This is a genomic window from Streptomyces flavochromogenes, from assembly GCF_000717595.1.
Lineage (GTDB): Bacteria > Actinomycetota > Actinomycetes > Streptomycetales > Streptomycetaceae > Streptomyces > Streptomyces flavochromogenes.
In genome coordinates this window covers 162,573-174,480 of sequence record NZ_JNZO01000008.1, presented here as the reverse complement: position 1 = coordinate 174,480, position 11,908 = coordinate 162,573, and the positions used below count along the sequence as shown (strand labels likewise).

At 71.8% G+C, this 11,908-nt stretch carries 13 protein-coding genes; 5 read left to right on the top strand and 8 right to left on the bottom strand.

The features are described 5' to 3' along the window. Positions 1-48 precede the first annotated feature (48 nt). Positions 49-441, top strand: coding sequence for a S24/S26 family peptidase (locus tag IF00_RS0111790; protein WP_051820112.1), 393 nt, complete (start codon positions 49-51; stop codon positions 439-441). Between the two features lie 222 nt (positions 442-663). Here IF00_RS0111790 and IF00_RS0111785 read toward each other — a convergent pair whose 3' ends face one another. Further along, positions 664-1,110, bottom strand: coding sequence for an anthrone oxygenase family protein (locus IF00_RS0111785; protein ID WP_030317149.1), 447 nt, complete (start codon positions 1,108-1,110; stop codon positions 664-666). A 91-nt stretch (positions 1,111-1,201) separates the two neighbouring features. Between IF00_RS0111785 and IF00_RS0111780 the strand changes: the two genes are divergently transcribed. Then, positions 1,202-1,780 carry a TetR/AcrR family transcriptional regulator gene (locus tag IF00_RS0111780; protein WP_030317147.1) on the top strand — a complete coding sequence of 193 codons (579 nt, stop codon included), beginning with the start codon at positions 1,202-1,204 and terminating at the stop codon, positions 1,778-1,780. A 185-nt stretch (positions 1,781-1,965) separates the two neighbouring features. Here the strand turns inward: IF00_RS0111780 and IF00_RS0111775 are convergent, their stop codons facing one another. Next, a complete protein-coding gene (locus IF00_RS0111775; RefSeq protein ID WP_051820111.1) occupies positions 1,966-3,213 on the bottom strand; it encodes a glycosyltransferase in 1,248 nt (415 codons plus the stop codon). A 216-nt stretch (positions 3,214-3,429) separates the two neighbouring features. Between IF00_RS0111775 and IF00_RS0111770 the strand changes: the two genes are divergently transcribed. Continuing rightward, positions 3,430-3,828 (top strand): VOC family protein, encoded by a 399-nt coding sequence (locus IF00_RS0111770; RefSeq protein ID WP_030317145.1) that lies wholly within the window; start codon positions 3,430-3,432, stop codon positions 3,826-3,828. Positions 3,829-3,990: 162 nt separating this feature from the next. On the opposite strand, the gene IF00_RS0111765 is transcribed toward IF00_RS0111770, so the two are convergent. The 6 genes from IF00_RS0111765 to IF00_RS0111740 form a co-directional block, all read right to left on the bottom strand. Beyond that, on the bottom strand, positions 3,991-5,352 hold the full coding sequence (locus IF00_RS0111765) for a carotenoid oxygenase family protein (protein WP_030317144.1): 1,362 nt from the start codon (positions 5,350-5,352) through the stop codon (positions 3,991-3,993). Positions 5,353-5,461: 109 nt separating this feature from the next. Further along, positions 5,462-5,902 (bottom strand): SRPBCC family protein, encoded by a 441-nt coding sequence (locus IF00_RS0111760; RefSeq protein WP_030317142.1) that lies wholly within the window; start codon positions 5,900-5,902, stop codon positions 5,462-5,464. A 78-nt stretch (positions 5,903-5,980) separates the two neighbouring features. After that, a complete protein-coding gene (locus IF00_RS0111755) occupies positions 5,981-7,438 on the bottom strand; it encodes an MFS transporter (protein WP_051820104.1) in 1,458 nt (485 codons plus the stop codon). 130 nt (positions 7,439-7,568) lie between these two features. After that, positions 7,569-8,147, bottom strand: coding sequence for a TetR/AcrR family transcriptional regulator (locus tag IF00_RS0111750; protein ID WP_030317138.1), 579 nt, complete (start codon positions 8,145-8,147; stop codon positions 7,569-7,571). A gap of 127 nt (positions 8,148-8,274) precedes the next feature. Further along, on the bottom strand, positions 8,275-9,552 hold the full coding sequence (locus tag IF00_RS0111745) for an ATP-binding protein (protein ID WP_037637993.1): 1,278 nt from the start codon (positions 9,550-9,552) through the stop codon (positions 8,275-8,277). Next, positions 9,549-10,208: a response regulator transcription factor gene (locus IF00_RS0111740; protein ID WP_030317135.1), complete on the bottom strand. Its 660-nt coding sequence runs from the start codon at positions 10,206-10,208 to the stop codon at positions 9,549-9,551. Before IF00_RS0111740 ends, IF00_RS0111745 begins: the two co-directional genes overlap by 4 nt. An 89-nt stretch (positions 10,209-10,297) precedes the next feature. Here IF00_RS0111740 and IF00_RS0111735 point away from each other — a divergent pair, with 89 nt between their 5' ends. Both IF00_RS0111735 and IF00_RS0111730 read left to right on the top strand, forming a co-directional pair. Beyond that, positions 10,298-10,813 carry a hypothetical protein gene (locus tag IF00_RS0111735; protein WP_030317133.1) on the top strand — a complete coding sequence of 172 codons (516 nt, stop codon included), beginning with the start codon at positions 10,298-10,300 and terminating at the stop codon, positions 10,811-10,813. Further along, entirely contained in the window at positions 10,810-11,904 is a 1,095-nt protein-coding gene (locus IF00_RS0111730) for a peptidoglycan-binding protein (protein ID WP_078944632.1), read from the top strand. Before IF00_RS0111735 ends, IF00_RS0111730 begins: the two co-directional genes overlap by 4 nt. Positions 11,905-11,908: the final 4 nt, after the last annotated feature.

The following is an 11,908-nucleotide window of genomic DNA, read 5'->3' as shown; positions in this document are numbered from 1 at the left end:
AAGGCAAATCGGTGGGGTGATGCGGGGGCCATCTGCAACGATCCTCGAATGAGCGCATTGGACGCAGTGGCAGGCAGGGTCTCCGGCGGGGCCACCGTGACGTTCCGGCCCAGCGGCTCCTCGATGGTGCCGCTGATACGCAGCCGGCAGCAGGTCGTCGTCGCTCCGGTCGACCCGGCGAAGGTGGAGGTCGGGGACATCGTCCTCGCCCGTGTCGCCGGGACGGTGTACCTGCACAGGGTGTCGTCCGTGGATCCCGCCAGGAAGCGGGTGCAGATCAGCAACAACCGCGGCCGCGTCAACGGCTGGACCAGCCATGCCCGGGTCTTCGGCATCTGCGTGGCAGTGGACGGAGTCGCCCGGCCTGGAGTCACGGACAAGACTCGCGTCGATGAGCAGGAGGCCGGCGGCGTCGCCGGACGGCCGCTCGGCAGCCCGTAGCCCGGCGCCGTCACCCGCGGGCTCAGACCGCACTCGGCTCGCTGAGCCTCGTGGAGCGTGCCGAGTCGTGCGGGGCCTGATCAGGCCGCGTGGACCCGGCCGATCGAGGGTGCGGCGTGCCGGGATCGCGGCTGTGGGATCCGACCCGGCAGCCGCGTTCCCGAGGGGCAGGAGCCGTCCGCGCACTGGGGCGAACCCGTGCGGGTCGGGCCGGCGACGGCTTCAGGCGAGGGCGGCGACCAGCAGGGTGAACGCGGCGATGATGACGGCGACGCGGAGGTAGTGGTAGCGGTTCCAGCGCTGCAGCTGCTTCTTCCAGTCGGCGGGCCGGTTCTCGGGGGTCCAGCTCTTGTTCCTGTTGTTGATCGGGACCAGCAGCAGGATCGACATGACCACGCTGAGGATCAGGAGTCCGGCGGCGGTGACGACGAGTCCGGCGCCGTGGTGGCGCCAGCCGGCGAGGGCCCAGACCGCGACGAGGACGAGCGAGCCTATGTACCAGAACGGCATCAGGGTGCCGAGCATCCGGCCGCCGTGGGCGTGGCCGAGCTGACCGCTGTCCTCGGGAAGCGCGTCCAGGATCCGGTTCATGATGAAGGCGACGGAGAACTCCACCCCCACCATCAGGCCGACGACGACGGTGGTGAGGACCTGGAGTGCGTTGAGCATGATGACCCCTCCTGGGATCTAGCGCTGCTAGCTGATGAGGCAACGCTAGTACTGCTACCGCTCGAATGTCTAGCAGTGCTAGAATTTCTTCATGTCGGTACAACAACGCAAGGAACGCGAACGGGCGGACCGCGAACGCCTCATCGTGGCGACGGCCCGCGAACTCGCCGAGCAGCAGGGCTGGGACGCGGTCACCACCCGCCGCCTCGCCGAGCGCATCGAGTACAGCCAGCCCGTCCTCTACAGCCACTTCCGCGGCAAGCGCGAGATCATCGGCGCCGTCGCCCTGGAAGGCGCCGCCGAGATGGCCGCGGCGGTGCGGACCGCGGCTGCCGACGCGGACGGCCCTCGCAGCCGGGTCGCCGCGCTCGCCCGCGCCTACCTCGACTTCGCCGAGCGCAACCCGGCGGTCTACGACGCCATGTTCCACCTCGACGGCGGCCTGGCGTTCGCACACGAGGACACCCCGGAACCCTTGAAGGACGCGTTCGCCGCCCTGCTGGAAAGCCTCGGCGAGGTCGCCGGGGACGGCGTCCACCCGGGACTGTTCACCGAGGTGTTCTGGGCGGCGCTGCATGGACTGGCCACCCTGACCCGGGCGGGACGGCTGCCGCCGGAGCACACCGCGTGGAGGGTGGAACTCCTGGTGGACCGGCTCGCCGTCGTCTGACACACCGTCCCCTCGACGAACGCTTCGCGCCCGGCCCCGCGTCGGCCACCGCCCGGTGGCAGGAGAAGGCAGCCACCCGCCTCCCGGCCGGTCCGCGGCGGTCGGGTGGGAGGCGGGTGGAGGGGGAAAGGCGCGTTCGGCCCGTGGGGGCGGGCCGCGTGCCCGGCGGGCAGGCCGGCTCTGGTTCAGGCGTGCGGCGGCCGCCCGTCCGGGTCGAACTCGGCGAGCAGCCGCTTCGCGGCCGTCATCGCGCCGTCGGTGCCGACGGTTGCCGCCACGACCCGGGACCGCGCGCGGGTCGCCGTGGTCAGGGCCGTTTCGAGGCCCGCGAGCAGGGAAGCGAAGGTCGGGGTCGGGCCGTCGTGCGCCACGCCGATGCCGAGGTCGGTCACCCGGCCCGCCCAGTACGGCTGGTCCCCGCCCTGGGGCACCACCACCTGAGGGGCGCCCGACCGCGCGGCCGTCGTCGTGGTGCCCGCGCTGCCGTGGTGGATGACGGCGGCCACCCTGGAGAACAGCGCCTGCTGGTTGACCTCGCCGACGGCGAAGCAGTCGTCTCCGTCGTCGATCAGGTCCAGGCCCGCCCAGCCGTGGGCGACGATCACACGGCGCCCCTGCGCACGGATCGCCTCGACCGCCACCCGCGCCATGTACGTCGAGGCGTCGGCACCCATCGGCGTACTGCCGAAACCCACGTACACCGGCGGGGCTCCGGCATCCAGGAACTTCACGAGGCCGGAGGGGAGCGGGCGGTCGTCCGGACGTATCCACGCGCCGGTCTGCACGACGTCGAGACCTGACGCCTCCGGCCACGGACTGAGGACGGGGTCCGTCGCCAGCCACGGCCGGTCGGTGAAGGCGTAGTCGCGGACGTTGCCCACCGGCGGCAGTCCGATGGCCGCCCTGCGGGTGTTGATCTCCGTGCCGAACATCTCGTTCGCGTTCCTGGCGTCCGTCTCCCAGAGTTCGCGGTTGTCCGTCACCCCTGGCGGCAACGGCCGGCCCCGCCGCGCGGGCGGCGGCTGGTGCGGCGAGGGCAGAGTGATCGGCTGATGGCTCGCGTGCACGTAACGGATACCCAGCTTCTCCGCGGCCGACCGCGCGCCGGCCGTCACCGGCAGCGGGCCCGTCGCCACCAGCGCGTCGCACCCCTCGGCCGTCGCGGCGACCGTGCCGAACTGTGCGTCGATCAGCTCCGCCGCCCGCTCCGCCAGGCCCGCCGTCGACCCCGGTTCGACCGAGGCCACCAATGGGCGGACGGGTCGGCCCACCGGCACCGGCGACACACCGATGCCGGCGAAGAGGTCCACGAACTCCTCGTCCGGCGGTGCGCACACCCGGACCTCCGCGCCGAGTTCCCGCAGCCGTACCGCGAGTCCCACCATCGGTTCGACGCTTCCACGCCCTCCGTACGTCGACAGCACCACACGCATCCCGCAGCTCCCCATTCCGTCTCTCCGTCCGTACGCCCCGGAGTCGGCCGGTGATTCTGCGGCACGCCCCCGGCCTTGCCCCAAGCCCCCCGCCGACCGGTAAGTCGATCATGAGGACCGCCGGCGCCACGCACAAGGACGACGCGGGCGGGATTTCGCAGGGGATCCCTCCATCTAGGACGGTAACTGGCCTAGATGGAGGGCAGACTGCTCTGCATGACGACGACGTTCCGCGGCCTCGCGACCATCCGCTATCACGCCGACGACCTGACCGCCGCCCGTGCCTGGTACTCCGAAGTCCTCGGCATCGAGCCCTACTTCGAGCGCCCCGAGTACATCGAGTTCCGGCTCGGTGACTACCGCCAGGAGCTCGGCATCTCCCGAACTCCGTCCGCTCCGGCCGGAGTCGTCGCCTACTGGCACGTCGACGACGTCGACGCCGAGATGGCCAGGCTGCTGGACCTCGGCGCGAAGGAGCACGAACCGCTGCGCGACTACGGCGACTTCCGCGCCGGTGCGGTACTCGACCCGTTCGGCAACGTCCTCGGCATCATGCGCAACCCGCACTACCTGGAGGTGCTGGGGGAACACGGCCAGGGCGCCACAGGCAGCTGACGGTCTGACGCCGCCCACTCCCCCGCCGACGCCTCGCAACCCCGGAACGAGGCGGGGCGCCGGCCGACCGCTTCTCACGGTCGTCCGGCGCCGACCCCGGCCGGGGCCGCAGGGCGTCTGCCGCTTCGAGGGGGAGCCCATGCCTCGCCGGGGCGCGGCGCGTCAGTCGACGTCGTCCCCGAAGGCGTTGTCGGGGATCCATGAGCCGTGGATGCCCGCGGTGACCCGGCGGGGAAGATGGACCGTCGCGATCCGGTCCAGCCCCGAGGCGTCCATGACCAGGAGCTGCGAGGCGTCCTGCTTCAGGTCGGACACCACCGTGAGCAGGTAGCCGTCGTCCTCCCGGGTGGCGCCCGCGGCCGGCACGAAGACCGCCTCGCTCGGCAGACGCGCGTCGCCGACCTCACGGATGCTCCGAGTGCCCGTCGTACGGTCGTACTTGACGATCCCGTAGCCGCCGAGACCGTTCCGGTCGGGGAACGACACCGCGTACTGGTAGCGGTGCGCCGCGCCGAGGAAGTCCTCGTTCAGGGTGGGGAACTCCACCGCCAGGTCGTCGACGATCTGCTCGTCGACACTCTCGGTCGTCAGGTCGATCACCCAACGCCTGATATAGGAGCGGGCGTTGGGCTCGGCACCGCGCCCGGGGGCGCCGACCCACCAGTTCCAGGAGAGCCGGAATCCCTCACGGTCGACGGTGGGACCCTCCAGGACGACACGGCCCCTGTCGTCCTCGTAGGCGTTGGCGGCGTGCAGCATGCTGCCGGGCTCGACGGGGAACCAGCGGATGTGCTCCGCGCCGTCCGCACCCCTCGGCATGACGCCGATCCGGGCCGGCTGGGCGTCGTTCCAGGCGTAGGGGATGCCGGAGTGCCCGTTCGGGTCGAAGGACACCGTCCCCTCGACGAAGACGACGTGGTGGCGGGTGAGGGCGAAGTCGTGCTTGAGGGAGGCCGTGGCCCCGGGGACCTCGACGCCGTGAGTGATCGCGCCCTCCGTGTCGGCGACGTAGTACATGAGGTACGGAGGGAAGGGCGAGGAGCCGAAGAAGTGCAGCTCCCCCGTGACCGGGTCGGTCTTGGGGTGCGCGGTCATCGCGCTGCGCAGCCTGCCCCCGAAGTCGTAGGCGCCGACGGTGTCCAGATCCCGGGTCAGCTCGAACGGGACGTTGGCCTCGCACAGGGCGAGGAGTCGTCCGCCGTGCTCGATGACGTGCGTTCCGGCGGTGCTGGCGGTCAGGTCGGGACCCGTCTCGGTCATGTACGGGGCGCCCTCCAGCGCGGGAGTGCGCACCCAGCGGTTGCGGTACCACTCCGCCCGGCCGTCCTGGAGCCGGATGCCGTGGACCATGCCGCTGCCCTTGAACCAGTGGGTGGGCGTGACGCCGGGCTTCGGGTTGTGGCTGTTGCGGATCAGCCGGCCGGACAGCTCCGGGGGCAGGCTGCCCTCGACGGTCAGCCCGGTCGCGGTGATCTCGTCGACGGCGGGCGTGTAGTGGCCGGTCAGGAAGGGCTTGCTGGTCATGGCTGGAGCCTCACTTCTCGGTGTGTCCGGTCGTGTCCCGACGGCGGTGCGGTGGGGTGGAGTGTCGGTGGGGTGTGCGTGTCTCAGGGGGAGCGGGGCTGCGCGGGCCTCACACGCCGCGTTCCGCGCGGTCCTTCAGCGAGGTGAGCCAGCTCCTCAGGGACTGGTCGAGGGCTTGGCCGAGTTCCTCGGTCGCCGCGTCGACGGGTGCCCCGCTCCAGGACTCCTCGGTACGGACGGTGACCCGGTCGCCGGTCCGCTCGAAGGTCCACACGTGGATGCCGGTGATGCCGTTGGCGGGGCCGCCCCACACGATCCGCTCGCCGGGGACGAGTTCGGTGACCGTGGAGGTGATGTCCAGTCCGTGGGTCTTCCAGGTGAAGGAAGTGCCGGGACGCAGCGGGCCGTCGAGGGTGGCCTCGTCGACGTCCGCGTTCCAGGCCGCCCAGGCGCCGATGTCCGTGTGGAGCTGCCACACCCTCTCGATCGGGGCGTCGATCACGGTGGACAGGCGGACGATGACGGGGGCGTTCTCGTCGATGGTGTGCATGGTGGGTCTTCCTTCTCTCGTGGTGGGTCGTGCGTGGGGAACGGGTCTGCGGTGATGGGTGCGGGGCTGCCGGCGCGGTCAGGAGGTGTGCGTCAGAGGGAGGGGGAGAGAGCGGCGGCCCGCTCGGCGGGAGAGGATCAGGGCGAGGGCCGCTGTGACCGTGAGGACCGCGGCCGCGAGGCCGAATGCGGTGCGGAATCCGGCCGTGAGCGCGTCCGCGTGCGGTCGGCCGCCGTTCTCCGCGTGGGCCGTGACGGAGCCGGCCACGGTGGTCAGCACGGCGAGGCCGACGGCTCCGCCGATCTGGCGTGTGGTGTTGACGAGGCCGCCGGCCAGACCCGCGTCGGTGCGCGGAACTCCGTCGACGGACAGGGTGGTGAGCTGGACGAAGGCGACGCTCAGGCCGAGCCCGATCAGCAGGATCGGGCCCAGGACGTCGGCGGCGTAGCTGCCGTCGGCGCTGATCCGTGCGAGCCACAGCAGCCCGCCCGCCTCGGCGAGCAGGGCCGCCGTCACGGTCGCCGTGGGTCCGATCCGCCGGGCGATACGCGGCGCCGAGGCCGAACCGAGCATGATCGCTCCGGCCAGCGGAAGCTGACCCAGGCCCGTCATCAAGGGGCTGGAGCCGAGCACCTGCTGCTGGTACAGCGGCAGGAAGAAGAACAGGGCGATCCAGACCGATCCGAGCAGTGCCATGAGCGCGTTGCCGTCGCCGACCCTGGCTTCGGTGAACAGTCGTGGCGGCAGGAGAGGGTGGGGGTGCCGGCGCTCGATCAGGGCGAACACGACGAGGAGTACGGCGGCGAGGGCAAGGGTTCCGACCACCCGGGCGTCCGCCCAACCGGAGCGGCGGGCGCCGGTCAGTCCCCAGACCAGGGCGACGAGTGCGAGCGTCACGCTCACGGTGCCCGGCAGATCGAAGCGGCCTCGCCTCGACGGCTCGCCGCCGGAGAGGGGCGCCGTGCGCACCGCGACGGCCACCCCGCCCAGGACCAGCAGCGTCCCTCCGGCCACCGCGTGGAAGATCCACGGCCAGCCCCACGCCTGTGTCAGGGCGCCGCCGAGAAGGACGCCGGCCGCACCTCCCGCTCCGGAGACCGCGCCCCAGACGCCCAGTGCTGTCCCCCGCCCCGGACCGGGTGGGAACAGTTCCATCAGAAGCGCCAGCGCCGCCGGGGCGACGGCCGACGCCCCGACGCCCTGCACGGCGCGCGCGGCGATGAGCACGTCCGGCGTGCTCGCGAGTCCCGCCGCCAGTGACGCCGCCCCGAAGAGCCCGAGTCCCGCGAGCAGGACCCGCCGACCGCCCACAAGGTCCGCGGCGCGGCCACCGGCCAGGAGCAGTGCGCCGAAGGCGAGACCGTAGGCGTTGACGACCCAGGTCGTCCCGCTGTCCGACAGGCCCACTCCGGATCGGATCTGAGGCAGGGCCACGTTCACGATCGACGTCGCGAGCATGACGGTGAACTGAGCACCCGACAGTGCCGCGAGCGCGGCCCAGGAGCGGCGGGTGATGGTTCCCGAAGGTTTCTGCATGACAGGCTCCCGCCCCTTCGCGTATCAATGCGTGGTCAACCACTCACATCCGTGCCCGAAAAACAGGCGGGGCCGCCACACCCCGCCGATCACTCCCCGCGCACCGCCCGCCCGCCGAAGCGGGCCCGGGTCAGTAGTGCCTGATGCCGGCCGACAGCGTCCGGCTCCAGGGAGCGTCCACCTCACCCGCCCCCATCGACACGATCAGATGACACAGCGTGCCCAGCGCGAAGAACTCCTGAACCTGCCGCTCACTGCCGCCCGAGGCGCCGCGCACGTACTCCACCAGCCGGGCGTAGCCCTGTCGAACGGCCTCGCGCACAGCCGGTTCGGACGTCGAGGCCGCCTGCGCCTGGAGCTGCACGAGCATCAGGTCACTGTCGCCCTCGCTGCCGCTGATCAGCCTGGCGTACGACTCCCCCATGGCCGACAGGACGACCTCCGGAGCGCTGCCCCGCGCCTCGGCGGCAGCCTGCTCCAGGCTGGCCCGCACCTGGACGAAACTGTGCTCCACCACGGCGACGAACAGGGATTCCTTGTTCGGGAACAGCCGGTAGACGTACGCCTGGGAGATGCCTGCGGCCTTGGCGACCTCGGTCGTCGTGGTGCCGAAGTAACCGCGGGCGGCGAAGGCGCCGATGGCGGTGCGCAGCACCGTCGCGCGGCGCTCCTCGGCGGTGGACAACTGGCGGGGACGTTCTGGCTTCATGTGAGTACTTAACCACTCACACTTTGCCGTCGTCAAGCGCCACTCGACTCCTCAAGCCCCGCCGAGCCCCCTCAAGCGCCGTCAAGCCCTCCCACCGCCACACCGCCGTCGACCGGGCGTCGCGTTCTCACCCCTCCCTACCGAACCGCACCCCACCGAACCGCACCCGCACGGTCAGGCCGCCGCCCTCCGGGTTGGGGAACGCCTCCGTCGTCGCGTCGTGGGCCCGTGCGATCGACTCGACGATCGAGAGTCCGAGGCCCGCGCCCTCGCCGGGGGCGTGGGTGCGTTCCGTCAGACGGCGGAAGGGTTCGAAGAGCAGCGGCACGGTCTCGGGCGGGACCTCGGGTCCGGTGTTCGACACCTCGACACCTGCCGGGCCCGTACGGACCTCGACCCTGCCGCCGGGGACGTTGTGGCGTACACCGTTCACGACCAGGTTGTGCACCAGGCGGTCGAGGAGCACCGCATCGCCGTCGACCGTCAGGGGCAGGGCCCGTACCGACACCGTCACCTCGTGTTCCGCGGCCTCCGCCGCCATCGCGTCCACCGCCTGGCGGGCCACCTCGTGCACGGCCACCGGGCGGCGCTCCCGGAGCCCCTGGTCGGACGCGGCGAGGAGCAGGAGGCCCTCGATGATCCGTTCGCTGTCGTCCGCGACCTCGATCAGCTTCGCCCGGATGCGGGCGACGCGGTCCGGCGAGGGTTCCCCCGCGAGCCCGATCTCGGCGGCCGCGCGCTGCACGGCCACCGGTGTGCGCAGCTCGTGGGCGGCGTTCGCCGCGAACCGTTGCTGGGCGGAGACCAGCCCCTCCATCCGGCCGAGCATCCCGTCGAAGGTGTCGGCGAGCCGCTTCAGCTCACCGGGCGGCCCGTCGAGCGCGATCCTCTCGTGCAGGTTCTCGCCCGACAGCCGGCGGGCCGTCTCCGTGATCACGGCCACCGGCCGGAGCACCCGGCCGGCCATCCACCACGCGAGCACCACGGAGAGCACCGCGTACACGAGGAGCACGATCAGCGACACCGTCAGAAGGCGCTCCAGCGCCGCCGACTCCGCCGCGCCGCTCACCGACCGCGTGATCGCGAGCACCTCGCTGGGCAGCTGGGCGGCACCGCTCGGGGCCGGGCTCGCGGGTGCCGGACTCACCGGTTGCGCAGTGGCCGGAAACGGACTGGCGGGAACGGCGCTGGTGATCGCCGTCGGATACGGGCTCGGCAACTCCTCCAGCCGCCTCGCCGGCACGGTCCCGGTGACGGCCAGACTGATCGACGAGTAAAGGCCCTCCTTGACGAGGAAGTACACGACCCCCGTCAGCAGGGCGCCGGCGAGCAGCAGAAGCCCCCCGTACAGGGCGGTCAACCGGGCCCGCTCCCCCGTGACGACCCGCTTCACGACCCCTTTCATGACCCGATCCGGTAGCCCGAGCCCGGGACCGTCTCCACCACCGGCGGCTCGCCCAGCTTCGCGCGCAGTTTGCTCAGCGTGACCCGTACCGCGTTCGTGCGGTAACTGGTGTGCTCCTCCCAGACCTGCTCGATGAGGTCCTCGCCGCTGACCACCGCGCCCTCGGCCCGCAGCAGGGCCTCCAGGACGGCGAACTCCTTCCGTGACAGCTGCAGATGGCGACCGTCCCGGCTGGCCTGGCGGCGGGCGGTGTCCAGGACGATCCCGGCCCGCTGCAGAACGGGCGGCAGGGCGGGCCGGGCACGCCGGCCGAGCGCCAGGACACGGGCGAGCAGCTCGTCGTACGCGAAGGGCTTGGACAGATAGTCGTCGGCACCGAGGCCGAGGCCCTCGACCCGGTCCCGTACGGTACCCGCCGCCGTCAGCATCAGGACCCGGGTCATCAGCCGCTGTCCGACCACGCGGCGGCAGACGTCGTCGCCGTGCAGCCCGGGCAGGTCCCGGTCCAGGACGAGCACGTCGTACTCCCCCAGTTCCAGTTTCCGCAGTGCTTCGAGGCCGTCGGCCGCGATGTCCACGGCGAGCGCGTCGCGGCGCAGCCCCTCGGCGATCATCTCGGCGAGAAACGCCTCGTCCTCCACCACCAGTACGCGCATGCCTCCTGTGTATCCGAAGGCCACCTTTCGCCGGTGTAAACAAAACCGCTGAGAGAAACGAAACACCCCTTCGCGGCACGCTCCGTGCCATGACGATTCGACGGATCACCCGGGCCGCCGCCGCCACCTCCCTGGCCGCCGCCCTCACCCTGCTCGCCACCGCCTGCTCGGGAGCGGGCTCGGACTCGGCCGGCTCCGGAAGCGGGAAGAAGGACGGGAGCGTGAACGACGAGGGAAAGAAGGCCGACCAGGCCTTCGAGCACCGCAAGTGCCTGCGCGAACAGGGTCTCGACGTGCCCGAGCCGAAGCCGGGCGAGCAGGGGGTCGGGCTCACCATCGGCGGTGACGGCATGTCGAAGGAGAAGATGGAGAAGGCGTTCAAGGCCTGCCAGGACAAGGCCGGCGGCGCCGGCTTCGGGAAGGAGCCCACACAGGCCGACAAGGACAAGGCGCTCGCATACGCGAAGTGCATGCGGGAGAACGGCTTCAACATGCCCGACCCGAAGTTCGACGGCGGCGCGCAGGCGGCCATGCCGATACCGCAGGGCGCGGAGAGGCAGAAGTTCGACAAGGCCGCCAAGGCGTGCGAGAGCGTGGCCCGATGAGCGGCCGCGAGCGGCCGATGGCCCGGCGCCGGCTGGTGCTCGCCCTCGCGGCGATCGTCGCCGTCGCGGGCGGCGGCGCGGCGGTCACCGCCGTGTCCGCGCCCGACAAGGCGGCGGACGGGTCCGGCGGCGCCGCCGACTCGAAGGGTCTGCCGGCCGCGACCGCTCCTGTCACCCGGGGCGACCTCAGCAACAGCTCCCAGCAGGACGGCACCCTCGGCCACCTCGGCGAACGGAAGATCAACGCGGGTCCTGCCGGGGTCCTGACCTGGGTCGCGGCGACCGGTTCGGTCGTCGGACGGGACCAGCGGCTGTACGAGGTCGAGGGCGGCCCGGTCCGTCTGATGTACGGCGCCGAACCCATGTACCGGGCACTCAAGACCGGTGACAAGGGCAAGGACGTGCGCCAGCTGGAGGAGAACCTCGCCGCCCTCGGGTACATCGGATTCGACGTCGACGAGGAGTACACGGCGAAGACGGCCGCCGCCGTGAAGCGGTGGCAGAAGTCCCACGACCTGAAGCAGACCGGCACCGTCGGCCCGGACCAGATCGCCTTCGCGGGCAGTGCGGTACGGGTGAAGGAGGCGGGCGCCGCGCCCGGCGACCGGATCGCGCCGGGCGGGCCGGTGCTCACCGTTACCGGATCCGAGCGGGTCGTGCGCTTCACGATCCCCGTGTCGGAGGCGGAGTCGGCGAAGACCGGGACGCGGGTGAAGGTCCGGCTGCCGGACGGTACGGAGCTTCCGGGGAAGGTGTCGGCCGTCGGGAAGACCGCGTCCGCGGGCGACGACCCTCAGGACAGGACACCGAAGATCCCCGTCACGGTCTCCTTCGACCAGCCGGAGAAGGTCAAGGGCATCGACCAGTCCCCGGTCACCGTCGAGCTCACCGGCGAGACGCGCCGGAACGTCCTGACCGTGCCCGTGAACGCGCTGCTCGCCCTGCCCGGCGGCGGCTTCGGCGTCCAGGTCGTCGAGAACGGAACGGCCCGGGACGTGGAGGTCGAGCTCGGCATGTTCGGGCAGGGCCGGGTCGAGGTCGGCGGCGAGGGGCTGCGCGAGGGCATGAAGGTCGGGGTGCCGTCCGCATGACGAC